The sequence below is a fragment of the Streptomyces sp. So13.3 genome, assembly GCF_005860785.2.
Classification (GTDB): Bacteria; Actinomycetota; Actinomycetes; order Streptomycetales; family Streptomycetaceae; genus Actinacidiphila; species Actinacidiphila fildesensis.
In genome coordinates this window covers 3,655,644-3,680,784 of sequence record NZ_CP048835.1, presented here as the reverse complement: position 1 = coordinate 3,680,784, position 25,141 = coordinate 3,655,644, and the positions used below count along the sequence as shown (strand labels likewise).

The 25,141-nt window shown below is 70.9% G+C and carries 23 protein-coding genes; 12 read left to right on the top strand and 11 right to left on the bottom strand.

Annotation, left to right across the window (positions count from 1 at the left end):
• The first annotated feature begins 350 nt into the window (after positions 1–350).
• From C8250_RS16675 to C8250_RS16660, 4 genes are all read left to right on the top strand, one after another.
• Complete coding sequence (locus tag C8250_RS16675) at positions 351–1,067, top strand: TerB family tellurite resistance protein (protein WP_244809165.1); 717 nt, start codon at positions 351–353, stop codon at positions 1,065–1,067.
• Positions 1,068–1,215: 148 nt separating this feature from the next.
• Positions 1,216–1,563: a hypothetical protein gene (locus C8250_RS16670; RefSeq protein WP_138353200.1), complete on the top strand. Its 348-nt coding sequence runs from the start codon at positions 1,216–1,218 to the stop codon at positions 1,561–1,563.
• 111 nt (positions 1,564–1,674) lie between these two features.
• Positions 1,675–2,421, top strand: coding sequence for a DNA repair protein RecO (gene recO, locus C8250_RS16665; RefSeq protein WP_138353201.1), 747 nt, complete (start codon positions 1,675–1,677; stop codon positions 2,419–2,421).
• 63 nt (positions 2,422–2,484) lie between these two features.
• Complete coding sequence (locus C8250_RS16660) at positions 2,485–3,315, top strand: isoprenyl transferase (protein ID WP_138353202.1); 831 nt, start codon at positions 2,485–2,487, stop codon at positions 3,313–3,315.
• A gap of 76 nt (positions 3,316–3,391) precedes the next feature.
• Here C8250_RS16660 and C8250_RS16655 read toward each other — a convergent pair whose 3' ends face one another.
• The 4 genes from C8250_RS16655 to C8250_RS16640 form a co-directional block, all read right to left on the bottom strand.
• On the bottom strand, positions 3,392–3,817 hold the full coding sequence (locus C8250_RS16655; protein WP_138353203.1) for a transcriptional repressor: 426 nt from the start codon (positions 3,815–3,817) through the stop codon (positions 3,392–3,394).
• Positions 3,818–3,891: 74 nt separating this feature from the next.
• Positions 3,892–4,785 (bottom strand): metal ABC transporter permease, encoded by an 894-nt coding sequence (locus C8250_RS16650; RefSeq protein ID WP_138353204.1) that lies wholly within the window; start codon positions 4,783–4,785, stop codon positions 3,892–3,894.
• Complete coding sequence (locus tag C8250_RS16645; RefSeq protein ID WP_138353258.1) at positions 4,785–5,570, bottom strand: metal ABC transporter ATP-binding protein; 786 nt, start codon at positions 5,568–5,570, stop codon at positions 4,785–4,787. Before C8250_RS16645 ends, C8250_RS16650 begins: the two co-directional genes overlap by 1 nt.
• 50 nt (positions 5,571–5,620) lie before the next feature.
• A complete protein-coding gene (locus tag C8250_RS16640) occupies positions 5,621–6,598 on the bottom strand; it encodes a metal ABC transporter substrate-binding protein (protein ID WP_138353205.1) in 978 nt (325 codons plus the stop codon).
• A gap of 141 nt (positions 6,599–6,739) precedes the next feature.
• On the opposite strand from C8250_RS16640, the gene C8250_RS16635 reads away from it, so the two are divergent.
• Positions 6,740–8,122 (top strand): glycine--tRNA ligase, encoded by a 1,383-nt coding sequence (locus C8250_RS16635; protein ID WP_138353206.1) that lies wholly within the window; start codon positions 6,740–6,742, stop codon positions 8,120–8,122.
• Between the two features lie 103 nt (positions 8,123–8,225).
• On the opposite strand, the gene C8250_RS43540 is transcribed toward C8250_RS16635, so the two are convergent.
• A complete protein-coding gene (locus tag C8250_RS43540; RefSeq protein ID WP_138353207.1) occupies positions 8,226–8,717 on the bottom strand; it encodes a hypothetical protein in 492 nt (163 codons plus the stop codon).
• 169 nt (positions 8,718–8,886) lie between these two features.
• On the opposite strand from C8250_RS43540, the gene C8250_RS16625 reads away from it, so the two are divergent.
• The 3 genes from C8250_RS16625 (at position 8,887) to C8250_RS16615 (ending at position 11,617) form a co-directional block, all read left to right on the top strand.
• Complete coding sequence (locus C8250_RS16625; RefSeq protein ID WP_138353208.1) at positions 8,887–10,131, top strand: sensor histidine kinase; 1,245 nt, start codon at positions 8,887–8,889, stop codon at positions 10,129–10,131.
• Positions 10,119–10,763 carry a response regulator transcription factor gene (locus C8250_RS16620; protein ID WP_138353209.1) on the top strand — a complete coding sequence of 215 codons (645 nt, stop codon included), beginning with the start codon at positions 10,119–10,121 and terminating at the stop codon, positions 10,761–10,763. The genes C8250_RS16625 and C8250_RS16620 overlap by 13 nt, the downstream gene beginning before the upstream one ends.
• A gap of 71 nt (positions 10,764–10,834) precedes the next feature.
• Positions 10,835–11,617: a DUF4097 family beta strand repeat-containing protein gene (locus C8250_RS16615; protein WP_138353210.1), complete on the top strand. Its 783-nt coding sequence runs from the start codon at positions 10,835–10,837 to the stop codon at positions 11,615–11,617.
• Here the strand turns inward: C8250_RS16615 and C8250_RS16610 are convergent.
• The 3 genes from C8250_RS16610 to C8250_RS16600 form a co-directional block, all read right to left on the bottom strand.
• Positions 11,578–12,210 (bottom strand): TetR family transcriptional regulator, encoded by a 633-nt coding sequence (locus C8250_RS16610; RefSeq protein WP_138353211.1) that lies wholly within the window; start codon positions 12,208–12,210, stop codon positions 11,578–11,580. The genes C8250_RS16615 and C8250_RS16610 overlap by 40 nt on opposite strands.
• Positions 12,211–12,598: 388 nt before the next feature.
• The gene (locus tag C8250_RS16605; RefSeq protein ID WP_138353212.1) at positions 12,599–13,609 is read right to left on the bottom strand and encodes an aldo/keto reductase; all 1,011 of its coding nucleotides are present in this window, start codon (positions 13,607–13,609) and stop codon (positions 12,599–12,601) included.
• Positions 13,610–13,683: 74 nt separating this feature from the next.
• Positions 13,684–15,165: an MFS transporter gene (locus C8250_RS16600; RefSeq protein ID WP_244809821.1), complete on the bottom strand. Its 1,482-nt coding sequence runs from the start codon at positions 15,163–15,165 to the stop codon at positions 13,684–13,686.
• Between the two features lie 110 nt (positions 15,166–15,275).
• On the opposite strand from C8250_RS16600, the gene C8250_RS16595 reads away from it, so the two are divergent.
• Positions 15,276–16,187, top strand: a complete 912-nt coding sequence (locus C8250_RS16595; RefSeq protein ID WP_138353214.1) for a helix-turn-helix transcriptional regulator — start codon at positions 15,276–15,278, stop codon at positions 16,185–16,187.
• Here the strand turns inward: C8250_RS16595 and C8250_RS16590 are convergent, their stop codons facing one another.
• The gene (locus C8250_RS16590) at positions 16,188–17,612 is read right to left on the bottom strand and encodes an MFS transporter (protein WP_138353215.1); all 1,425 of its coding nucleotides are present in this window, start codon (positions 17,610–17,612) and stop codon (positions 16,188–16,190) included. It lies immediately after the preceding gene.
• A gap of 104 nt (positions 17,613–17,716) precedes the next feature.
• On the opposite strand from C8250_RS16590, the gene dusB reads away from it, so the two are divergent.
• Together dusB and ppdK are read left to right on the top strand one after the other, a co-directional pair.
• On the top strand, positions 17,717–18,859 hold the full coding sequence (dusB, locus tag C8250_RS16585) for a tRNA dihydrouridine synthase DusB (protein ID WP_138353216.1): 1,143 nt from the start codon (positions 17,717–17,719) through the stop codon (positions 18,857–18,859).
• Positions 18,860–19,299: 440 nt separating this feature from the next.
• Complete coding sequence (gene ppdK, locus C8250_RS16580) at positions 19,300–22,011, top strand: pyruvate, phosphate dikinase (protein WP_138353217.1); 2,712 nt, start codon at positions 19,300–19,302, stop codon at positions 22,009–22,011.
• 77 nt (positions 22,012–22,088) lie between these two features.
• Here the strand turns inward: ppdK and C8250_RS16575 are convergent, their stop codons facing one another.
• Entirely contained in the window at positions 22,089–23,141 is a 1,053-nt protein-coding gene (locus tag C8250_RS16575) for an LPXTG cell wall anchor domain-containing protein (protein WP_138353218.1), read from the bottom strand.
• Positions 23,142–23,353: 212 nt separating this feature from the next.
• Here C8250_RS16575 and C8250_RS16570 point away from each other — a divergent pair, with 212 nt between their 5' ends.
• The gene (locus C8250_RS16570) at positions 23,354–24,166 is read left to right on the top strand and encodes an HAD family hydrolase (RefSeq protein ID WP_187144872.1); all 813 of its coding nucleotides are present in this window, start codon (positions 23,354–23,356) and stop codon (positions 24,164–24,166) included.
• A 49-nt stretch (positions 24,167–24,215) separates the two neighbouring features.
• Here the strand turns inward: C8250_RS16570 and C8250_RS16565 are convergent, their stop codons facing one another.
• A complete protein-coding gene (locus C8250_RS16565) occupies positions 24,216–25,130 on the bottom strand; it encodes an oxidoreductase (RefSeq protein ID WP_138353219.1) in 915 nt (304 codons plus the stop codon).
• Positions 25,131–25,141: the final 11 nt, after the last annotated feature.

Here is a 25,141-nt window from a genome sequence, read left to right as displayed (position 1 = left end):
CGGCGGCCTTCACAGGCCCGCCGCGGCCGTTGGCGCGTCCGGGGACCTGGGCGGAACGGACCCCGGAACGTGCCCGGTACGCCCGGAAACCCCTGTCCTGTGCCCACCGGCCGCAGGGGTGCCGGCCAACAGCGAGATCACGTCAATCCTCTTCCCGGGCCGACCCGCTGTGACCTGCTACGACTCCGTGCGGAGGCGGCCGATCCGGAAATCCCCCCTTACGCGGTACTGACTGCGCGTCATTGGTGTGGCTAACATCACGGCAGCAGTAACGGCACCGTTGCCGAGGCGTTACGCACATGTGCGTGCCGGATCGGTGCGTACCGGGACGAAACGCCGGAGGGTGCAACGTGGTTCAGCTGCGAGGGCTGTGCTTCTGGGGTGTGCGCACCGCATGGCACACCGAGGACGACGGCGAGTTCTTCTGCCCCGACTGCGGTGGCGACCGTGCTTATCACCGGCGCAGCGGCACGCGGCGCCTCACCGTGCTCAACGTTCCCCTGCTGACGCGGGGACCGGCCGGTGTCGTCATCGAATGCAGCGGCTGCCACGGGCACTTCGGTGCCGAGACGCTCGACCACCCCACGACGGCCCGGTTCTCCGCGATGCTGCGCGACGCCGTCCACACCGTCGCACTCGCCGTGCTGACGGCGGGCGGGGCCACGGGCCGGCCGGCCCGGGAGGAAGCCGTGCGCGCGGTGCGCGCCGCCGGCTTCGCCGACTGCACGGAGGACCAGCTCCTCGGACTGCTGGCGGCGATCGTCGCCGACGCGGGCCGGTTCCCCGGCGCCGCCGACGCCCTCGGCCCCGACTCCTTCGCCGACGCCCTCGACGGCTGCGGCAGTTGGCTCTCCATCGAGCTCCACGAGGCCCTGGAGCCGCTCTCCGCGCACCTCGCGCCCCAGGGGCGAGAACGGATCCTGCTGCAGGGCGCGCGGATCGCCCTCGCCGACGGTCCCTACCTTCCCGCCGAGCGGGAGGCGCTGGTCGCGGTCGGCCGCTGTCTGTCGCTGCCCGCGGGGGACACCGACCGGCTCCTCGCCGAGGCCGCGGGCGCACCGTCCTGACACAGCCTCCGGATGCCGGGCGGCGCGCCCCCGGGCGCGGCCGTCCGGGTGACAGTGAATCGTTTCCGCAGGTCGGTGAGGTGCAACGCCGGCGCATCGACGGAAGGGCTCAGGCGTCCAGTACGCCTTCTCACAGGAGCCTGTCCCCATGCGCATTCGTCATTCGGTCGCCGCGTCCCTCGGCGCCCTCGCCCTCGTCCTGACCCTGTCCGCCCCGGCGGACGCGGCCGACGGGACCTTCGTCTACACGTACTCCGGCCTGGACGGCAGCCCACAGTCGGCCACCCTGGACAACCCGCCGAACCGGGAGTGCATCACCCTCCCCGAGGTCGCCGACCCGTCGTCGAGCTCGCCCGCGCACTCTCCGCTGAACCGCACCGACGCCACCGCCGTCGTCTTCACCGACCCCGGCTGCGAGGGTGACTCCTACCGGCTGCGGCCCTTCACCGGCCACGGCTCCGAGCGGCTGAAGCTGCGCTCTGTCCTGTTCGTCTGACCGTCCTGCTGCGCCCCGGTACGAGCCGCTCGGAGCCCGTACCGGGGCACAGCGGTCGCTGCACGGGCCAGGGTGCCCGGAGGCCCCTTCCCGTACGGGACAATGGGCCGTATGAGTCTGTTCCGCGACGACGGCATCGTGCTGCGCACCCAGAAGCTGGGTGAGGCGGACCGGATCATCACGCTGCTCACCCGCAGACACGGGCGGGTGCGGGCGGTGGCCCGTGGGGTCCGCCGCACGAAATCGAAGTTCGGGGCGCGGCTGGAACCGTTCAGCCATGTCGACGTGCAGTTGTTCGCGCGGGGCGGGGAACTCGTCGGACGCGGGCTGCCGTTGTGCACACAGGGTGAGACGATCGCTCCGTACGGTAGCGCCATCGCGGCCGACTACGACCGCTACACCGCCGGCACGGCGATGCTGGAGACGGCGGAACGGTTCACCGACCACGAGGGCGAACCGGCCGTCCAGCAGTACCTGCTCCTCGTCGGCGCGCTGCGCACCCTGGCGGCGGGCGAGCACCAGCCACGGCTGATCCTCGACGCGTTCCTGCTGCGCTCACTGGCCGTGAACGGCTATGCGCCGAGCTTCGACAACTGTGCCAAATGCGGTATGGACGGGCCGAATCGGTTCTTTTCGGTAGGGGCGGGAGGAGTCGTCTGCGCCGAGTGCCGTGTGCCGGGAAGCGTCGTACCCTCACGGGAGTCCCTGGAACTGCTCGGCGCGCTGCTGGGCGGGGACTGGGAGACGGCGGACGCCTGCGAGCCGCACTTCTGCCGGGAGGGCAGCGGGCTGGTCGCGGCGTATCTGCAGTGGCACCTGGAGCGTGGGCTGCGGTCGCTGAAGTTCGTCGAGAAGTAGCGCGCGGCAGCGCGCGGTGGACCGAGCAGTACGCAGTACCGAGATGTAGGAGAGGCAACGCGCATGGCACGTCGCGGGATTCTGGGCCGTTCCCGACCGGAGTACCGGACTCCGGACCCACACCCGTCCGGTGCGGTGCCCCCGAAGATCCCGGGGGAGCTGGTGCCGCAGCACGTCGCCATCGTCATGGACGGCAACGGCCGCTGGGCGAAGGAGCGCGGCCTGCCGCGCACCGAGGGCCACAAGGTCGGCGAGTCCGTCGTCCTCGACGTCCTCAAGGGCAGCATCGAGCTGGGCGTCAAGAACCTCTCCCTGTACGCCTTCTCGACCGAGAACTGGAAGCGCTCGCCCGACGAGGTGCGCTTCCTGATGAACTTCAACCGGGACGTCATCCGCCGCCGCCGCGACGAGATGGACGAGCTCGGCATCCGCATCCGCTGGGTGGGCCGGATGCCCAAGCTGTGGAAGTCCGTCGTCCAGGAGCTCCAGGTCGCCCAGGAGCAGACGAAGGACAACGACGCCATGACGCTGTACTTCTGCGTCAACTACGGCGGCCGAGCGGAGATCGCGGACGCGGCCGCCGCCATGGCGGCGGACGTGAAGGCCGGCAAGCTCGACCCCTCCAAGGTCAACGAGAAGACCTTCGCGAAGTACCTGTACTACCCGGACATGCCGGACGTGGACCTCTTCATCCGCCCCTCCGGCGAGCAGCGCACCTCCAACTTCCTGCTCTGGCAGACCGCCTACGCCGAGATGGTCTTCCAGGACGTCCTGTGGCCCGACTTCGACCGCCGCGACCTCTGGCGCGCCTGCCACGAATTCGCCTCCCGCGACCGCCGCTTCGGCGGCGCCCTCCCGAACGACCTCGTCCCGGACGCCGATAAGCGCGGCTGAGCACGAAAGCCGATGGTCCGCCGCCTACCCGCGGCGGACCATCGGCTTTGCTATGACGTGCGGGACCGCGCAGCGGTCAGGCGTCCTTCGGGGGAGCCGCGGTGGCGCACTCGGCGCAGGTGCCGAAGATCTCCACCGTGTGGGCGACGTTGACGAAGCCGTGGTCGGTGGCGATGGCCTCGGCCCACTTCTCGACGGCCGGGCCCTCGACCTCGACGGCCTTGCCGCACATGCGGCAGACGAGGTGGTGGTGGTGGCCGTCGGAGCAGCGGCGGTAGACGGACTCGCCGTCGTCCGTGCGCAGCACGTCGACCTCGCCGGCGTCGGCGAGGGACTGCAGCGTGCGGTAGACGGTGGTGAGGCCGACGGAGTCGCCGCGGTGCTTGAGAAGGTCGTGGAGGTCCTGGGCGCTGCGGAATTCCTCGACCTCGTCGAGCGCGGCGGCGACGGCAGCGCGCTGCCGGGTCGATCGGCCCTGCACGGGGGGCTTGGTGGTCGTCACCGACGCCTCCTTCTCGGTCGTCACCGTCACCGTCCAGATGTCCGGTCGGTCGTCATTGTGTCAGGCCACAGGGCCTAAACCCGAACGTCGTCCTGGGGGACGCGCGCGGCGGGTACCTCCAGGGTGCACCGTTCCGCGGCGGCAGCGGAACCTCGGGCCCGTTTTCTTGCGAGCGGACCGGCGAGCAGGGCCAGGGCGATGAAGATGGCGATGGCCAGCAGAACGATCGTCGGTCCCGACGGAACGTCCACGTAGAACGACGTGACGGCTCCGGAGAGCGACACCGTCACACCGATGAGGACGGCCAGGGCGAACGTCATCGCGAAGCTGCGGGAGAGCTGCTGGGCCGCGGCGACCGGGACGACCATGAGGGCGCTGACGAGCAGCAGGCCGACGACGCGCATCGCGACGGTGACGGTGACGGCGGCGGTGACCGCCACGAGCAGGTTCAGCAGCCGGACCGGCAGCCCCGTGACGCGGGCGAACTCCTCGTCCTGGCAGATCGCGAAGAGCTGCCGGCGCAGCCCGACTGTGACGAGCACCACGAACGCGGCGAGCACGCAGATGGTCGTGACGTCCTGCGGTGAGACGGTGTTGAGCGAGCCGAAGAGGTACGTGACGAGGTTCGCGTTGGAGCCCGTGTCGGACATGCTCATCAGCATCACGCCGCCGGCCATGCCGCCGTAGAACAGCATCGCTAGAGCGATGTCGCCGTGCGTCTTGCCGTACCAGCGGATCAGCTCGATGGCGACGGAGCCGACGACGGCCACGGCGGTGGCCATCCAGATCGGGCTGGCGTTGAGCAGGAAGCCCAGGCCGACGCCGGTCATCGCGACATGGCCGATGCCGTCGCCCATCAGCGCCTGGCGGCGCTGGACGAGGTAGATGCCGATGGCGGGGGCGGTGATGCCGACCAGGACGGCCGCGATCAGGGCCCGCTGCATGAAGGCGTAGTCGAGGATGTCCATCAGCTCAGCAGCCCCGTCCTGATCGGTTCGGCGTCGTGTGCGGCGTGCGGGTGCACATGGTCGTGGCCGGGCAGCGCGTGCTGGCCGACGGCGCGCGGCGGCGGTCCGTCGTGGACGACGCAGCCGTCCCGCAGTACCACCGCGCGGTCGATCAGCGGCTCCAGCGGCCCGAGCTCGTGCAGGACGAGCAGCACGGTGGCGCCGCCCGCGACCTGCTCGCGCAGGGTGCCGGCCAGGATCTCCTGGCTGGCGACGTCCACGCCCGCCATCGGCTCGTCCATGATCAGCAGTTCGGGCTCCACGGCCAGCGCGCGGGCGATGAGCACCCGCTGGTGCTGCCCGCCGGACAGCGCGTTGACGGAGTCCCTGGCGCGGTCGGCCATACCGACCAGCTCCAGCGCCCGGTCGACCGCCGCGCGGTCGGCCCGGCCGAGCGGCCGCAGCCGGGTACGGGCCAGCCGGCCGGCGGAGACGACCTCGCGGACGGTCGCCGGCACGCCGCTCGCGGCGGTGGTGCGCTGCGGGACGTAGCCGATCCTGGCCCAGTCGCGGAAGCGCTTGAGCGGGGTGCCGAACAGCTCGAGACGGCCCTCGCTGAGCGGCACCTGGCCGACGACGGCGCGGACCGCCGTCGATTTGCCCGAGCCGTTCGCGCCGAGCAGCGCGACGACCTCGCCGCGGCCGACCGCCAGGTCCACCCCGCGCAGTACGGGCCGGGATCCGAGCGAGGCCGTCGCCCCGCGCAGGGATATGACCGGGACCGGCTCCCTGTCCGCCTCCGTCATGCCTGCCTCCTTCACCAGGTGCTCCGTCATCTGCTCGGTCATCGCGTCCTTCACTTGCTGCCGAGTGCCGTCTGCAGAGCCTTGAGGTTGCTCTGCTGGACCTCGAAGTAGTCGGTGCCCTTGGACTTGTCGGTGATGCCCTCGAGGGGGTCCAGTACATCGGTCTTCAGCTTCAGGTCGCCGGCCAGGGTCTTGGCGGTGGCGTTGCTGGCGAGCGTCTCGAAGAAGACCGTCGAGACGTGGTGCTTCGCGGAGAGCTGCTGCAGAGCCTTGATGCGGGCGCCGCTGGGCTCGGCCTCGGGGTCGATGCCGCCGATGGCCTCCTCGACCAGGCCGTAGCGCTCGGCGAGGTAGCCGAAGGCCGCGTGGGTGGTGATGAAGGTGTCGGAGGCGCGGTTCTTGAGACCGTCCTTGAACTGGTTGTTCAGCGCGTCCAACTTCTTGACCAGCACGTCCGTGTTCTTCTGGTACGTGGCGGCGTTGTCCGGGTCGGCCTTGGCGAGCGTGGCGTTGACGCCCTTGGCGACCTCGGCGTACTTCACCGGGTCGAGCCAGATGTGCGGGTCAGCGCCGGCCTCGCCCTCGCCCTCGCCCTCGCCGGAGTGGTTGTCGCCGGTGGTGTGCGCATGGCCGTCGACCTCGGTGCCGTGCTCCTCGAGCGTGGTCAGCGAGGCGGCGTCGGCGGTGTTCTTCACACCGGACTGCTTGACGGCCTCGTCGACGGCGGGCTGCAGGCCCTTGAGATAGACGATCACGTCGGCCTTGCCGAGGGCGGCGGTCTGCCGCGGGGTGAGCTCCAGATCGTGCGGCTCGACGCCCGGCTTGGTGAGCGCCGTCACGGCGACGTGGTCGCCGCCGATCTCCTTCGCCAGGAATTCCATGGGGTAGAAGGACGCCGTGACCTTCAGTTTCCCGCTGCTCCCCACGCCGTCCGCGGCGTCCGAAGCCGAGCAGGCACTCAGTGTGAGCAGGCCCAGGGCGGCGGTTCCGGCGACGGCGGCGGGTATCAGACGGTGGCGTTTGTTCATGACACTCATTTTCATCTGAAGTGGAAACGATTGTCAATTGCCCTCGATCCCTGGAGTTCCGCCGGAACCGATTTGATATGGGGACAGGGCCCGCCGGTAACCTGGGGCAACTGACCGCTTCGTCGTACTGAAGAGAGCACCGTGGCCGCCGACAAGATCGACACCATCGTCAGCCTGAGCAAGCGCCGAGGCTTCGTATTCCCGTGCAGTGAGATCTACGGCGGCTCGCGGGCCGCCTGGGACTACGGGCCGCTCGGCGTCGAGCTCAAGGAGAACATCAAGCGCCAGTGGTGGCGCTCCATGGTCACCTCGCGCGACGACGTTGTCGGACTCGACTCGTCGGTCATCCTGGCGCGCGAGGTCTGGGAGGCGTCCGGCCACGTCGCGACGTTCTCGGACCCGCTGACCGAGTGCACCTCCTGTCACAAGCGCTACCGCGCGGACCACCTGGAGGAGGCGTACGAGTCCAAGCACGGCCGTCCGCCGGCCAACGGTCTCGCCGACATCAACTGCCCGAACTGCGGCAACAAGGGCGCCTTCACGGAGCCCAAGCAGTTCTCCGGCATGCTGCAGACGCACCTCGGCCCGACCCAGGACGCGGGCTCCGTCGCGTACCTGCGGCCGGAGACCGCCCAGGGCATCTTCACCAACTTCGCCCAGGTGCAGACGACCTCGCGCAAGAAGCCGCCGTTCGGTATCGCCCAGACCGGCAAGAGCTTCCGCAACGAGATCACGCCCGGCAACTTCATCTTCAGGACCCGTGAGTTCGAGCAGATGGAGATGGAGTTCTTCGTCAAGCCGGGCGAGGACGAGCAGTGGCACGAGTACTGGATGGAGCAGCGCTGGAACTGGTACACCGGCCTGGGCCTCAACCCGGACAACATGCGCTGGTTCGAGCACGCCAAGGAGAAGCTGTCCCACTACTCGAAGCGCACCACTGACATCGAGTACCGCTTCAACTTCGGCGGCAACGAGTTCTCCGAGCTGGAGGGTGTGGCCAACCGCACCGACTTCGACCTCAAGGCGCACTCCGAGGCCTCCGGCCAGGACCTCTCGTACTTCGACCAGGAGGCCGGCGAGCGCTGGTTCCCGTACGTCATCGAGCCGGCGGCGGGCGTGAACCGCGCCATGCTCGCCTTCATGCTCGACGCGTACAACGAGGACGAGGCGCCCAACGCCAAGGGCGTCATGGAGAAGCGCACGGTCATGCGCCTCGACCCGCGCCTGGCGCCGGTCAAGGTCGCCGTCCTGCCGCTGTCCCGCAACCCGCAGCTCTCGCCGAAGGCCAAGGGCCTGGCGACCGACCTGCGGAAGAACTGGAACATCGAGTTCGACGACGCGGGTGCCATCGGCCGCCGCTACCGTCGTCAGGACGAGATCGGTACGCCGTTCTGCGTCACCGTCGACTTCGACACCCTCGACGACAACGCGGTGACGGTGCGCGAGCGCGACACCATGAAGCAGGAGCGCGTGTCGCTGGACCAGATCCAGTCGTACCTGGGTGGCCGACTGCTCGGCTGCTAGGGCGGGTTGCACAAGGTTCGCCGCAAACGCCGGCGGGGCTGGAAATTCCAGCCCCGCCGGCGTTTGCGTTTGCGTGTGCGGACGCATGAACTGAGCCCCAGCGTCAGCTGGGGGAGTTCGTGCGTGCGGACGCCCGTACGGCCAGTGCCGCGCACAGCGCGGCCAGCGGCAGTTCGAGGCAGGCCGCCATCAGGAGCGCGGATGCGATATCTGCTCCAGGGGCGGCCGTCGTGACGTCGAACCAGGCGTCGACGACCAGCAGCATCGCGGTGGCGGCCGCCGCGAGACCGCGGCGGTGGTCGCGGCGGCGCAGGAGCAGGCCGGTGCCGATGAGGCCGACGGCCTCCAGGGCGTCCAGGCCCACCCAGGCGGTCGACCAGTGGGACGCCTGCGCGGTGTCCGGGAGCGAGGTCGCGAGGATGAACAGCCAGGGGACCAGGGCCAGTCCGAGCGCGATCAGGACGTAGCCGAGCGGTCTGGGGCGGCGCGGCTCCGGCTCCGGGACGGCGTACAACTCGATGATCTCGGCGCCGGTGCCGCCGTGCACGGTGGCGGTCGGACGGATCCGGGTGGCCGGCATCTCCAGGACGGACATGGTGGTGAACTCCTTCCGGACCCGGCGGTCGGGTACGGGAACCAGCCTCGTCGCCGGACCCGCGCAGGTCAGTAACGCCCGGGACCGACCTGTGGTGGTGCTGGCCATACCCCGAGAACGGACCCCTACGGGATGCACACCACCCCACCTGGGGCTCTACGGTGAGCGCATGGCATCAACAGGGCCGCTGCGGCGTGCACTCCAGCAGGCCGCCGCATACGCCCCGTGGTCGGCCTGGGCATGGCGGAACACGGCGTTCGTCACGGCGGGCGTGCCGCTGGCCGGGGTGAGCGCGCTGCTGATCTTCGACCTCGTGACGGACTGGCGGTCGGTGATCCTGCTGCCCGCGCTGCCCCTGGTGTGCGGCCCGCTGACGATGCTGCAGCGCAGCCGGTTCTGGTCGCTGCTGGGGCTGACCGTCCCCCGGGTGCCGCGGGCGAGCCCCTGGTACACCCCGCGCGGCGCCTGGCGGTGGCTGCGCTCGGAGGCGACCTGGCGGCAGTTGGGCTACCACCTGCTGGCCGCCCCGCTGGCGGCGGCCGGAGCGGTGCTCGTCGTCTGCTCCTGGGTCGCGGGGATCTTCGGCGCGCTGGTCTTCTCCTGGGTGTGGGCGCTGCCGGCCGAGGACCGGCTGCCCGGCTGGACCGAGCGGTACACGCTCGTCACCGCCGCCGGGGTCGTCCTGCTGCTCGTGGCGCCCTTCCTGGCCGCCGCCGTCACCCGGCTCGACACCTCGGCCGCCGCCGCGCTGCTGGGGCCCAACCGGGCCGGGGAACTGCGGCGCCGCGTCGAGGACCTCGCCGAGAGCCGGGCGGGAGTGGTGGACGCCGCGGACGCCGAACGCCGCCGGATCGAACGCGATCTGCACGACGGCGCGCAGCAGCGGCTGGTCTCCCTCGCGATGAACCTCGGCCTGGCCCGCGCCACCCTCAAGGACCTGCCGCCCGAGGCGCGCCGGGTGATCGACGAGGCGCACCGCGAGGCGAAGGAAGCCATCGAGGAACTCAGCAACCTGGTGCGCGGGCTGCATCCGGCCGTCCTGGACGACCGGGGCCTGGACGCGGCACTGTCGGGTGTCGCCGCGCGGGCGCCGCTGCCCGTCCATCTGAAGGTGGACATGGAGCGGCGGGCGTCGCCCACCGTGGAGGCCGTCGCGTACTTCGTGGTCTCCGAGGCGCTCGCGAACGTCGCCAAGCACGCCCGCGCGGAGCGGGTGGACGTCGAGGTGCGGTGCCGCGGGGACGTGCTGCGGGTGACCGTCACCGACGACGGGATCGGCGGCGCGGACGTGGCGGGCGGTACCGGCCTGGCCGGGCTCGCGCAGCGCGTCGGCTCCGTCGACGGATCCATCGGAATCAGCAGCCCCGCCGGGGGCCCGACCATCATCACTGTGGAGTTGCCGTGCGGGCTGTAATCGCCGAGGACTCGATCCTGTTGCGCATCGGACTGGTCAAGGTCCTGGAGACCGCGGGCTTCGAGGTCGCCGCCGAAGTGGGCGACGCCGAGGCCCTGCTGACGGCCGTCGACGAGCACCGGCCGCAACTGGCACTGGTGGACGTCAGGATGCCGCCCGGCTTCACCGACGAGGGCGTACGGGCCGCCCTGATGATCCGCCGGCAGTGGCCGGACACCGCGGTCCTGCTGCTCTCCCAGTTCGTCGAGGAGCGGTACGCGGCCGACCTGCTGTCGTCCCACGGCGGCGGTATCGGCTACCTGCTCAAGCAACGGGTCGCGGACGTCGAGGAGTTCATCGACGCGCTGCGCCGCGTCGCGAACGGCGGCACCGCGCTCGACCCGCAGGTCGTCGCGCAGCTTCTGCTGCGCCGCAACTCCGACCCGCTGGAGCGGCTGACGCCGCGCGAGCGCGAAGTGCTCTCGCTGATGGCGGAGGGGCGCTCCAACGCGGGCATCGCCGAGCAACTGGTGGTCAGCGAGAGCGCGGTCGCCAAGCACATCAACAACATCTTCGCGAAACTCGATCTGCCGGTGGCGGACGGGGATCACCGGCGGGTGCTTGCTGTGCTGCGGTTCCTGGAGGGGGCGTGACGGTCCCGGAGGGGAGCCCTTCGAATCCCCGGAAGCCCCGCAAGCATCGTGCGGCTTGGTTGGTGGTCGCGGTGATCAGCGCGCTGTTCATCGTGTCGCCGATGGCCGTGGAGACCTGGGCGTACTTCGGCGGGCACCGGCCCGGACCGACGGAGTCGCTCGAGGTCCCGCCCGGGGGAGGGCGGGTCCAGCGGTTGCAGGTGGACGCGGGCAACGCGTCGGTGACGGTGCGGCCCGGTCCTGCCGGTCAGGTGCGGGTCCGCCAGACGCTGATCTGGTCGACGACGAAGCCGCAGGTCAGGAAGGTGTGGGACGGCAGCGTGCTGAAGGTGCAGGCGGAGTGCCCCGGCTGGTGGTCGCTGACCGGCCTGGACTGCTCGGTGAAGCTGGAGTTCGACGTCCCGCCGGAGATCGAGATCCAGGTCGTGGGCACCTCGGGATCCACGGACGTGCGCGGCACCACCGGCCGCCTGGACCTGACGAGCACCTCAGGGTCCACGACCCTGACCGACGTCGGCGGCACCATCTGGGCCCGCACCGGATCGGGCGCGCTCGAGGGCACCGGGCTCTCCTCCCGGACGGCGGACGTGGGGGCGAACTCCGGTTCGCTGGACCTGGCGTTCACCTCGGCCCCGGACAAGGTGACGGCGAAGGTGGGCTCGGGCGCCGTGACGATCGGCGTCCCGCCGGGTTCCCACTACCAGGTGGTCGGGCGCAGCGGGAGCGGGTCGCGGGAGTATGCGGCGGGGCTGGAGGAGAGCACGTCGCCGCGGATCATCGACGCGACGGCGGGGTCGGGGTCGGTGGATGTCGACTATGTGGGTGGGGTACCGGAGGTTCCGGGAGCGTCCTGAGGGCGGAGTCCGGTCAGCAGGAGGTCGCAGACCGCGTCGAAGGCGGTATCGATGCCGGGCTGCGACCACTCGGCCGCGTACACCGGGTCGTGGAAGCGGCCGGTGGCGTCCCAGATGGCGCGGGCGATGGTGGAGGGGTCGGTGGACTCGGGGAGGAAGAATTCGCCGCGTGCGAGGCCGCCGCTGACGATGGTTGAGAGTTGGCCCACGAGGTCCTCGACGTGCTGGGCGACCACGGCGCTGGCCTCGCTCGCGAGTGCCAGGTACGTCGCGAACAGCTCCGGGTCGCCGCCGGCCTTGCGGCGCTTCGCCGCGAACAGCTCCGTCAGCCACTGGCGCAGCCGTTCGGGCGCGGGGTGCGGGGCGGTGGTGATGGCGGCGAGCGTGGCGTGCGACTGGTCCAGCCAGCGCTGGGTGACGGCCTCGCGGAGGGCGGCCTTGCTGGCGAAGTGCCGGTAGACGGTCCCGTGACTGACGCCCAGGGCCCGCGCGACGTCCACGACGGTGGCCTTGGCGGGGCCGTAGCGGCGGAGCACGTCCTCGGTGGCTTCGAGGATGCGGTCGGTGGTGAGCGTCCGGGGCGGGGGCGGCATGGGGGGCCTTTCGGTACGGGGTGCTACGTCCCCAGTGTGGGGGGTGCGGGGACCGGGCCCTCCGGGGGAGGGGTCCGAAATCGTATATTTACGAGCCTGGCGGCTCACAAATACACGGCAGCATTTCGGACCCCTCCCCCTGCGGCCCCGTCCCCCTCACGTCACAACAGGTCCGTCCGGCCCGGCGCCCGAAGTCCGCCGCAGGCGCAATGGTGTGGCAGGGGCCGACGTACTTGCGGGGGTGCGGGTGGTGTCTGTGGCGTGGATTCGTGACGGCGGTGGTGGGGGCACCCCCGGCCGAAGGTTGGGGGAGGGTGGGGATGCCCGCCGCAGGCGCAACGGCGCTGCTGGCGCCGAGGTCACCGCACCACCGCCGGAGGCGGGAGGGCTACTTCTCGCTGTCGAGGTGGGCCATCTGTGCCTGCGGGTAGCGCGCGCCCGCTGCCGCTCCCGCAGGGACCGCGGCCTCGATGGCCGCGAGGTCGGCCGCGTCGAAGGTGACGTCGAGGGCGCCGAGCGCCTCGGTGAGGCGGTCGCGGCGGCGCGCGCCGACGAGGGGGACGATGTCGGGGCCCTGCGCCAGCACCCAGCCGATCGCGGCCTGCGCGACGGTGACGCCCTTGGCCCCGGCGATCTTGCGGAGCGCCTCGACGAGGTCGAGGTTGCGGTCCAGGTTGTCGCCGGAGAAGCGCGGGCTCATGCCGCGGAAGTCGCCGGTGGCGCTGCTCCGGGCGGAGCGCTCGCGGGTCCAGTGGCCGCTGAGCAGTCCTCGGGAGAGGACGCCGTAGGCCGTGACGCCGATGCCCAGTTCGCGGGCGGTCGGCAGGATGTCGGCCTCGATGCCGCGGGAGAAGAGCGAGTACTCGATCTGCAGGTCCGAGATCGGAGCGGTGGCCGCGGCCCGGCGCAGGGCGTCCGCGCCGACCTCGGAGAGGCCGATGTGGCGGACGTGGCCTGCCTGGACCTGGTCGGCGATGGCGCCGACGGTCTCCTCGATCGGTACGTCGGGGTCGACGCGGGCGATCCGGTAGATGTCGATGTGGTCGGTGCCGAGGCGGTTGAGCGAGTAGGCGAGGAAGTTCTTCACGGCGGCGGGCCGGCCGTCGTAGCCGGACCAGCCGCCGTCGATGTCGCGCAGCGCGCCGAACTTGACGCTGATGACGGCCTGGTCGCGGCCCTGGGAGCTGCTGCGCAGGGCGTCACGGATGAGGAGTTCGTTGTGGCCCATGCCGTAGAAGTCACCGGTGTCGATGAGGGTGACGCCGGCGTCGAGTGCGGCGTGGATGGTGGCGGTCGACTCGGCGTCGTCACTGACGCCGTAGAGGGCCGACATGCCCATGGCGCCGAGGCCGAGGGCGGAGACGGAGGGGCCGGTGGTTCCGAGGGTGCGCTTCAGCACGGGGTGCTCCTTGGACGAGGGGGTGACTGAAGCATGGCATATGGAGTGACAGATTTCAATATTTGTCATTCAGTTTAGGAGACATGGCGCGGGAGTCGCAGGCTGAGCAGGATCGTCAGGGCGATCGCGCCGAGCTGCACGAGCAGGGTGATGACCAGGGCGTTCCGCATGCCGGCCGACGGGATCAGGGCGAGGAAGAGGGTGCCGAGCGTCGCCACGCCGAGGGCGAGGGCGGACTGCTGGGTGGTGACCATGACGCCGCTGCCGACGCCCGCGCGCTCGGCGGGCACCTCCGCGAGGACGATGCGGAAGAGCACCGGGAGCTGCAGGCCCTGGCCGAAGCCGGCCACCGCCATGCCCGGGGCGAGGGAGAGGCCGTTCAGGTGCCGCCAGTCGTGCAGGGCCGCGGCGACCAGGAGGAGGAGGCCGAGTGCCTGGATCAGGCCGCCGACCGTGACCACCCGGCTGCCGTACCGCGCGACCAGGCGCGGGCCCATCAGGGAGGCGGCGAAGAACGTGACGGCGAGCGGCGCCATCGCCATGCCGGCCGCGACCGGGCCGAAGGCCAGGCCCTGCTGCAGGGCCACCGCCATCACCAGCATGAAGCCGCCGAAGCCGATGGAGAACGGGACGACGAGCGGCAGTCCGCGCCGGATGCCGGGCAGTTGGAAGAGGCTCGGCGGCACCAGCGGGGTGCGGCCCTGCCGGTCCGCGCGGCGCTCGACCGCGTAGAAGGCGTAGGCCGCGAACGGGAAGGCGGCGAGCGAGATCCAGGTCCACAGCGGCCAGCCGGAGGCGCGGCCCTCGGTCAGCGGCGCCAGCAGCGTCACCAGGGAGACGGCCAGCAGGACGGTGCCCGGGACGTCGATCGGGGTGGGGCGCTCGGAGCGGGTCTCGGGGATGGTGCGGGCCGCCAGGACCAGGCCGATCAGGGCGACCGGCACGTTCACCAGGAACACCGCGCGCCATCCGGTGCCCGCGATGTCGGCGGCCACCAGGACGCCGCCGAGGATCTGCCCGGCGACCATCGACAGGCCGGCCGTGGCGCCGTACAGGCTGAGCGCGCGGGCGCGCCGCGGTCCTGCGGTGGAGGACTGGATGGTGGCGAGCACCTGGGGGAGCATCAGCGCGGCCGCGGCGCCCTGCGCCACCCGGGCGCCGACCAGCGTCCAGGCGTCCGGCGCGAGGCCGCAGGCCAGCGAGGTCAGGCCGAAGGCGGCCATCCCGGCGAGGAAGAGCCGGCGGCGGCCGAACATGTCGCCGAGCCGCCCGCCGAGCACCAGGAGCACGGCGTACGCGGTGCCGTAGCCGGCCACCACCAGCTCCAGCAGGGCCGGTCCGGCGGCGAGGTCGCGGTCGATGGTCGGCAGCGCGACGTTGACGATGAAGAAGTCGATCAGTGGCAGGGCCGCGCCGAGCAGCACGGTGAACAGGCCGAGTGCGGTCAGTACAGGACCGGCCGGAGCGGCGGGGCCCGTGGTGGCCGGGGGAGTGCCGATGCGCGTCACCCGGGGCAGGACCAGGGCGCGGGAGGGGAGGACGGGAGTACGTTCCATTGGGGTCACGTGAGCAACCATGCGCCGGTTTTCAGGGTGGTACCAGAGAGCGTTTATCCAGGTATAAGAACCACCACGCAACTGGCTCCGCGATCCGGCATGCTGGAAGCATGCCTACGACGACGCCCCCCGCGCAGCACGAGTCGGACGCCGACATCAAGCGGCGCGAGCTCGCCTCGTTCCTGCGCAGCCGCCGCGAGCGCATCGCTCCCGAGCAGGTCGGACTGCCGGCGGGGCGGCGGCGCCGCACGCCCGGGCTGCGCCGCGAGGAGGTCGCGGGGCTCGCCGCGGTCGGCGTCACCTGGTACACGTGGCTGGAGCAGGCCCGGGACATCCAGGTGTCCGCGCAGGTCGCGGACGCGATCGCCCGCGCCCTGATGCTCGATCCGAACGAGCGCGTGCACCTGTTCACCCTCGCCGGGGTCGCCGACCCCAGCCCCTTCGCGGACTGCCCCGGCATGTCGGACCAGATCCGTCTGATGCTGGAGCAGCTGGAACCGCTGCCCGCCTTCGTCGCCAACAGCCGGCACGACGTGATCGCGTACAACCGCACCTACGGGCGGCTGGTCGACGATCTGGACGCGCGGCCCTTCGAGGACCGCAACATCATGTGGCTCGCCTTCACCGACCCGGCCTGGCGCGAGGCGCTGATCGACCGGGAAGAGGTGATCCGGCTGATGGCCGCCAAATTCCGGTCGGCGATGGCCGAGCACCTGGCGGAGCCGGCCTGGAAGTCGCTCCTCAAGCGCCTCCAGCAGGCGTCACCGGAGTTCTGCGAGGCGTGGGACCGCCATGAGGTGCTCCAGCCGGACAACCGCTCCAAGCGCTATCTGAACCCGCAGGTCGGGCTGCTCACCTTCGACTTCACCCATCTGTGGCTCGGCCCGCGCTCCGGGCCGCGGCTCGTGACGTACACCCCGGCGGACGAGGTGACGCGTACCCGGCTGCAGCGGCTGTACGAGCTGTGCGGCCCTGCCGCGAGTGACGCGCGGCCCGTTCTCGCGTCGGCGGGCCGGTCGTAGTCAGGAGTTCGTGACCGCTTCGGTCCCGACGGTCAGGGGCGCCGGTTCCCGGAACCGCGCCGCGGCCCGTTCCGCGGTCCCGGCGGCCCAGCGGCCGGTGGTCAGCGTGCCGAGGAGCAGGACGACGGCGCCGCAGCCCGCGATGATCCACCAGGCGGTGGTGTGCAGCCCGGCGGCGATGGCGGCGCCGATCACGGCGACCCCGAGCGACTGCCCGACCTGGCGGCTGGTGGAGGCGACGGCGGCGGCCACCCCGGCCTGCGAGCGCGGCATCCCGGACACGGCGGTGTTGGTGATCGGCGCGTTGACCAGACCGAACCCGATGCCGAAGAGGACGTACGAGGTGAACAGCAGTGTGTTGGAGGACTCGGCGTCCAGGGCCGCGAACATCACACCGCTGATCGTCATCGCCGTACCCGCGAGCACCAGCGACAGCCGTGGCCCCCGGTTGCCGACCAGCCGCCCGGACAGCGGGGCGAAGACCAGGCACATGACGGCCATCGGCAGCATGTAGAGCCCGGCGTCGAGGGCGGAGAGACCGCGGGTGTTCTGCAGGTACAGGGTGTTGAGGAAGAGGAAGCCGCCGAGCGCCGCGAACGCGCTCACCGCTATGACCGTCGCGCCGCTGAAGGGCGCGCTACGGAAGAAGCCGAGCTCGATCAGCGGGTCCACGCGGCGCCGCTCGTAGCTGAGCAGCCCGGCGAGCGAGCCGATGGCGACCGCCAGGCAGCCGAGGATCAGCGCCGACGTCCAGCCCGCGTCCGGCGCCTCGATGATCGCGTACGTCAGGGAGCCGAGCAGGGCGATGACGAACAGCTGGCCGACCGGGTCCACCCGGCGCGGCTTGGGGGCGCGCGACTCGGGCACGTAGCGGGCGGTCAGGGCCAGCGCGAGCAGTCCGACCGGGAGGTTGATCCAGAAGATGGAACGCCAGCCGACGGTCTGCACGAGCAGTCCGCCGAGCACCGGGCCCGCCGCCATGCTGACGCCGACGACGCCGCCCCACACCCCGATCGCGCGGGCGCGCTCCCGGGGGTCGGTGAAGGTGTTGGTGATGATCGACATCGCGACGGGGTTGAGCATCGAGCCGCCGACCGCCTGCACCATCCGGAAGACGACCAGCCAGTTGAGGCTGGGCGCCAGGCTGCAGAGCACCGAGCCCGCGGTGAAGAGCACCAGACCGGTCTGGAAGACCCGGCGGCGGCCGATCCGGTCGGCCGTCGAGCCGGCCAGCATCAGCAGCGAGGCCAGCACCAGCGTGTACGCGTCGATCGTCCACTGCAGACCGGAGACCGAGGCGTGCAGTTCCTTCTGCAGGGAGGGCAGCGCCACATTGAGGATGGTGTTGTCGAGGCTGACCATGAGCAGGCTCATGCAGCAGATCGCCAGCACGAGCATGCGGCGCCGGGGGCTCAGTTCCGGCACTTGGGCCTCCTGGGATCGGCCGTTCTCCGCCCTCGTGGCCAAGGGCACACATATACGTGAACGGTACATCGAAATCCCCGTCCGGCGTACGCGACAATGGGGCCATGACCGCTGACGCCACCATGCCACTTCAGATCGGCCCGCACACGGTGTGGCCGCCCGTGGTGCTCGCCCCCATGGCCGGCATCACCAACGCGCCCTTCCGCACGCTGTGCCGTGAGTTCTCCGGCGGCAAGGGGTTGTTCGTCAGCGAGATGATCACCACCCGCGCCCTCGTCGAGCGGGACTCCAAGACGCTGCGGCTGATCCGCTTCGACGCGACCGAGAAGCCGCGCTCCATCCAGCTCTACGGCGTCGACCCGGTGACCGTCGGCAAGGCCGTCCGCATGATCGCGGACGAGGGCCTGGCCGACCACATCGACCTCAACTTCGGCTGCCCGGTCCCCAAGGTGACCCGCAAGGGCGGCGGCTCGGCCCTCCCGTACAAGCGGAACCTGCTGCGCTCCATCCTGCGCGAGGCGGTCGGCAACGCGGGCGACCTGCCGGTCACCATCAAGATGCGCAAGGGCATCGACGACGACCACCTGACGTACCTCGACGCGGGCCGGATCGCGGTCGAGGAGGGCGTCACCGCGGTCGCCCTGCACGGCCGCACCGCCGCACAGCACTACGGCGGCACCGCCGACTGGGACGCCATCGCCCGCCTCAAGGAGCACGTCCCGGAGATCCCGGTGCTCGGCAACGGCGACATCTGGCGCGCCGACGACGCGCTGCGCATGATGCGCGAGACCGGCGCCGACGGCGTCGTGGTCGGCCGCGGCTGCCTCGGCCGCCCCTGGATCTTCGGCGACCTGGTCAGCGCCATGGAGGGCGGGGACGCCCAGGCCCGGCCGACCTTCAAGGAGGTCGCCGTCGTCATGCGGCGGCACGCCGAGCTGCTCGGCGAGTGGATCGGCGACGAGGAGCGCGGAGTGATCGACTTCCGCAAGCACGTCGCCTGGTACACCAAGGGCTTCTCGGTCGGCTCCCAGCTGCGCCGCAGCCTCGCCGTCTCTTCCTCCCTCGCCGAGCTGGACGAGCACCTGGCCGCCGTGGACCTCGACCAGCCCTGGCCCGAGAGCGCCGAGGGCCCGCGCGGCCGCACCGCGGGCAACAACCGCGTCGTCCTCCCGGACGGCTGGCTGAACGACCCGTACGACTGCGCCGCCGTCAGCCCGGAAGCCGAACTGGACACGTCGGGCGGCTGACGTCCTCGCCGGACGTCCTCGCCGTCCTCGGACGTCCGAAAGGTGAGATGGGGCGTCCAGCGGGGCCTCCGGGACCGCGTGATTCACGCCACGTTTGATGGGGGTTGCGCTCAAATGAGCGCGGATGCCTGACTGCATCTCTCCAAAGGATGGCACTCAGTGCCATCCCGGCTTCTCCACTTGATCAACGATTTCTCACGCAGGGTGATCTCTGATGGGTGATCGCACCACGCTGCGCGGTCGTCGATTCGACAAGTGAACGGAATCCGGTGTGGATCACCGGGGCGCGTTACTTTCGATCTAGTGGCAGACGGGTGGTTACGGCCGTCTGATGTGGTGATGGACGTGCTGCAAAGCCTTGGGAATGGGTACGCTCCCCGCCGTCAGGGCATCCCTCCCCCAGACCCTGTCCGGGGGGACCTCACGAGGAGTCGAGTCCCGTGTCGGAACAGGTATCGCAGAAGTTCGTCTACGACTTCACTGAGGGCAACAAGGAACTCAAGGACCTGCTCGGCGGAAAAGGTGCGAACCTCGCCGAGATGACCAACCTCGGTCTGCCCGTCCCTCCGGGCTTCGTCATCACGACCGAGGCGTGCAAGGTCTACCTGGACTCCGGCCACGAACCGGCGGAGCTCCGCGACGAGGTGAGTGCGCACCTCGACGCCCTCGAGCAGAAGATGGGCAAGAAGCTCGGGCAGCCGGACAACCCGCTGCTGGTGTCCGTGCGGTCCGGGGCCAAGTTCTCCATGCCCGGCATGATGGACACCGTCCTGAACATCGGCATGTCCGACGCCTCGGTGGCCGGGCTCGCCGCCCAGGCCGGGGACGAGCGCTTCGCGTGGGACTCCTACCGCCGGCTGCTGCAGATGTTCGGCAAGACCGTCATGGGCGTGGACGGCGAGCTCTTCGAGGAGGCCCTCGAGGAGATCAAGCGCGCCAAGGGCGCCGAGAGCGACCTCGGGCTCGACGCGGCCGACCTCCAGCAGCTCGTGGAGGAGTTCAAGGGCATCGTGCTCAAGGAGACGGGCCGCGAGTTCCCGCAGGAGCCGCGTGAGCAGATGGACCTCGCCGTGCGCGCGGTCTTCGACTCGTGGAACACCGACCGCGCCAAGCTCTACCGCCGCCAGGAGCGCATCCCCGGCGACCTCGGCACGGCCGTCAACATCTGCTCCATGGTCTTCGGCAACCTCGGCCCCGACTCGGGCACCGGCGTCGCCTTCACCCGTGACCCGGCCACCGGCCACCAGGGCGTCTACGGTGACTACCTGCAGAACGCGCAGGGCGAGGACGTCGTCGCGGGTATCCGCAACACCGTGCCGCTCGCCGATCTCGAAGGCCTCGACAAGGCGTCGTACGACCAGCTCATGCAGATCATGACGACGCTCGAAACGCACTACAAGGACCTGTGCGACATCGAGTTCACCATCGAGCGCGGCCATCTGTGGATGCTGCAGACCCGCGTCGGCAAGCGCACGGCGGCGGCCGCCTTCCGGATCGCCACCCAGCTCGTCGACCAGGGCCTGATCGACGAGGCCGAGGCGCTGCAGCGGGTCAACGGAGCGCAGCTCGCGCAGCTGATGTTCCCGCGCTTCGAGGAGGACTCGAAGGTCACGCGGCTCGGCTGGGGCATCGCCGCCTCGCCCGGCGCGGCCGTCGGCAAGGCCGTCTTCGACTCGTACACCGCCGTCAAGTGGTCGCGGTCCGGCGAGAAGGTCATCCTGATCCGCCGCGAGACCAACCCGGACGACCTCAACGGCATGATCGCCGCCGAGGGGATCCTGACCTCACGCGGCGGCAAGACCTCGCACGCCGCCGTCGTCGCCCGCGGCATGGGCAAGACCTGTGTGTGCGGCGCCGAGGAGCTGGAGGTCGACACCAAGCGGCGCCGGATGACCGCGCCGGGCGGGATCGTCATCGAGGAGGGCGACGTCGTCTCCATCGACGGCTCCTCCGGCAAGGTCTACCTCGGTGAGGTGCCGGTCGTCCCGTCCCCGGTCGTCGAGTACTTCGAGGGCCGGATGCACGCGGGCGCCGACGACGCCGACGAACTCGTCCAGGCCGTGCACCGGATCATGGCCTACGCCGACCGGGTCCGCCGGCTGCGGGTACGGGCCAACGCCGACAACGCCGAGGACGCCAACCGCGCGCGGCGCTTCGGCGCCCAGGGCATCGGCCTGTGCCGTACCGAGCACATGTTCCTCGGCGAGCGGCGCGAGCTGGTCGAGCGGCTGATCCTCGCCGACACCGACAGCGAGCGCGACGAGGCACTGGGTGCCTTGCTGCCGCTGCAGAAGGCCGACTTCATCGAGCTCTTCGAGGCGATGGACGGCCTGCCGGTGACGGTGCGCCTCCTCGACCCGCCGCTGCACGAGTTCCTGCCCGACATCACCGAGCTGTCGGTGCGGGTGGCGCTCGCGGAGTCCCGCAAGGACGCCAACGAGAACGATCTGCGCCTGCTGCAGGCCGTCCACAAGCTCCACGAGCAGAACCCGATGCTCGGCCTGCGGGGTGTCCGGCTCGGCCTCGTCATCCCCGGTCTGTTCTCGATGCAGGTACGGGCGATCGCCGAAGCGGCCGCGCACCGCAAGAACATGAAGGGCGATCCGCGTCCGGAGATCATGATTCCGCTCGTGGGCACCGTCCAGGAGCTGGAGATCGTCCGCGAGGAGGCCGAGAAGGTCATCGCCGAGGTGGAGGCCGCCACCGGCATAAACCTCAAGCTGACGCTCGGCACGATGATCGAACTGCCGCGTGCCGCGCTGACCGCGGGCCAGATCGCCGAGGCCGCGGAGTTCTTCTCCTTCGGCACGAACGACCTGACCCAGACGGTGTGGGGCTTCTCCCGCGACGACGTGGAGGCCTCGTTCTTCACCGCGTACCTGGAGAAGGGCATCTTCGGCGTCTCCCCGTTCGAGACCATCGACCGGGACGGTGTCGGCGCCCTCATCCGCTCCGCCTGCGAAGCCGGCCGCGCGGCGCGCCCCGGCCTCAAGCTCGGCGTCTGCGGCGAGCACGGCGGCGACCCCGAGTCCGTCCACTTCTTCCACGAGGTCGGACTCGACTACGTCTCCTGCTCCCCGTTCCGCATCCCGGTGGCCCGCCTCGAAGCGGGCCGCGCGGCGGCGGACCCGTCCGGCAACGACAGCCGGTGACCCCGTAGAACCATCTCCACCCTCACCGGGGGCGGCGTCTCGTGCGGAGACGCCGCCCCCACCTTTTTCCCCTGGGGTCAGTGGCTGCGGCGCCGACGGCGAGAGGTCAGCAGGAGGCCGCCGCCGACCGCGGCGGCTGCTCCGGCCGCGGTGAGCGCGGACCCGGTGCCGGCCCCTCCGGTGTCCGCGAGATGGTCGCCGGGCGCCGTGGTGGGTGCCGAGGTGGGCTTGGCGCCGCCGGTGGCCGGGGACGTGGGCTTGCCGGTCGGCTGCGCCGCCTTGTCGGCGACCTTGACCACCAGTGTGGTCGTGTTGTCGTTGATGTCCGGCTCCGTCGCCGGGAATTCGGAGCTGACGCGGGCCTCCCGGCGCTGCTCCTTACCGAGTGCCGCGGGGTAGACCTTGAAGCGGAAGGTGTAGGTGATCGTTCCGCCGGGCGGCACCGGTGTGGTGGGTCGGCACAACAGGCCGTTTCCCTCGGTGGCGATGCCGCAGGTCTTGTCCCACTTCCCGTAGTACTCCATCTGCCTCGGGTAGTCGCCCGGGCCGCTGGTGAGGATGAACGGGAGGTCGGCCTCCTGGCCGTGATTGGTGACGACCAGCCGTGTGGTCACCGGTGTGCTGCCGGGCTGCACCGGGGTGGTGGGGCCGGTCCACTTGACGCTCCAGTCCGCGCCCGGCTTGACCAGCACCTCCTGTCGAGCGGTGTTGTCCTCCGGATGCGTGTCGACCGCGTCGCCGATGTCGGCCGTCGCCGTGATCGTCAGCCTGGTGCCGACCGGTACATCGTCCGCGACCTGGACGGTCAGACTCTGGCTATCAGGGCGACAGGCGATCTCCCGCTTGTTCGCCGACGTGGGCTCGCACGTACGTTCCACCACGGGAACGTACGTCATGCCCTCCGGCAGGTGCACCAAGCCGCGGAACGTGCTCAGTGTGCCCGACTTCAGGTGCGTGAGGAGATAGAAGTGGAACTGCCGGCCGGGAGCCACCTGCGGGTGGAGGAACTGCATCTGGACGTCGGCGTCCACCGGGCCGGCATCCGCCTGCGCCTCGGCCGCCGGACCGGCCGCCAGCAGCAGCCCCGCGAGTCCCAATCCGGCCAGAATCGCCCTTGTGTGCCGTCCCATCGGTGTCCCCTTCGCCCCGTGAGCCACAGAGCCGAAATGGCCATGTGTTCACTGCAAGACACCTGATGGCCATGGGAAGTTGTACGGGGCGCACCCTTCCCGTGGTCCCAGGAGCCCGTTCTCCCTCGTCGCCCCCCGTCGTTTCACCCCACGCCGCCCTGCCTCCACCTTTCGTCTCCACCCTTTTCCGGCGTATCTGCCATGATCCGAACATGACTGCTTCTCCCTCCCGAACCCCTCCCCGGCTGGTGGCCACCGACCTCGACGGCACGCTGCTGCGCAGCGACGGAACGGTCTCGGAGCGGACCCGGCGGGCGCTGCGGTCGGTGGCGGCCGCGGGCGCCGAGGTCGTCTTCGTGACGGCGCGGCCGCCGCGTTACGTGGACGGCATCGCCGAGGGCGCCGGGCACGAGGGGACCGCGATCTGCTGCAACGGCGCGATCGTCTACGACGTCCCCGGCCGGCAGTTCCTCGACGCACGGCTGATGCCGAACCCCGTCGCGCGCAAGGCGGCGGAGGCGCTCGTCGCGGTGCTGCCCGGCTCGACGCTCGCCCTGGAGACCGGCCACCGCCTCATCAGCGAGCGGGACTTCGGGAAGAAGGACTTCCAGGAGGTGATCGTGGAGACCGCCGCCGAGCTGTGGGAGTCGGACGAGGACATCGTCAAGCTCCTCGTGCACTCGTCGCGGCACCACGCGGACCGGATGATGACCGCGGCGCACGACGCGGCGCTCACCGGCGTCGAGGTCACGCACTCCGGCGGCTCCGGCATGCTGGAGATCAGCTCGCCCGGTGTCACCAAGGCCGGCACGCTCGCCCTGTGGTGCGCGGCCCGCGGGATCGGCGCCTCCGAGGTGGTCTCCTTCGGCGACATGCCGAACGACCTGTCCACCCTGACCTGGGCAGGAGCCGGCTACGCGATGAGCAACGCGCACCCGGACGTCCTGGCCGCGGCGCCGCTGCGGGCCGCCACGAACGATGAGGACGGGGTGGCGCGGGTGCTGGAGGAGCTCTACGGCGGGTAGCACCCGCGCGCAGCGGTACGCGTTCCCCCGGCGCGTCCGATCCCGGGCCTCAGAACTTGTACGTCACACCCGTCAGCTGCTCGGACGCCGTCCACAGCATCTCGCCCGCGCGGTCGTCCTTCGTCCAGGAGGCGCGCCAGGAGCGGCTGGGCGCGCCGCGCCAGCCCTGCAGGCGGGGGCCGGTGAACGAATCGGGGGCCACGTCCGGTGCGGTGGCCGCGTAGAGCGTCGGCAGCGCGCCCGCCGCGGCCGACTGGCCGATGATCCGGTTGCCGATCCCGATGACGCGCTCGGCGCGCCTGCGGCCCTCCAGTTTGGCGCCCGCCGTCTGGAGATTCGTTTCGGCGTAGCCGGGGTGCGCGGCGGCGGCCACGATGTCCGCGCCCGTCGTCCCCAACTGCCGCGCCAACTCGTGGATGAACAGCAGATTGGCGCTCTTGGAGCGGCCGTACGCGATCCAGCGGCGGTAGCGGCGCTCGCTGTTCAGGTCGCCGAGATCCACGTTGGCGATCGCGTGCATCCCGCTGGAGACGCTGACGACCCGGGCCCCGGGTGTCGCGAGCAGCTTCGGCAGCAGCAGGCCGGTCAGGGCGAAGTGACCGAGGTGGTTGACGCCGAACTGCGTCTCGAACCCGTCGGCGGTCTGCGTGTACGGCAGGGCCATCACCCCCGCGTTGTTCACCAGCAGATCCAGCCGGTCGCCCGCGAACTCCTCCGCGAAGGCCCGCACCGACCCCAGGTCCCCCAGGTCCAGCCGTTGGAACACGGCCCGCGCCTCCGGGACCTCGGCCACCAACCGGTCCGCCGCCGCCTGCCCGCGCTCCTCGCTGCGGCACGCCAGGACGACCAGCGCCCCGCGCCGCGCCAGTTCCTTCGCGGCGCAGTACCCGATGCCGCTGTTGGCCCCGGTCACCACGGCGGTGCGTCCGGTCTGGTCGGGGATGTCGTTCGCAGTCCAGCCCATGTGACCGGTTC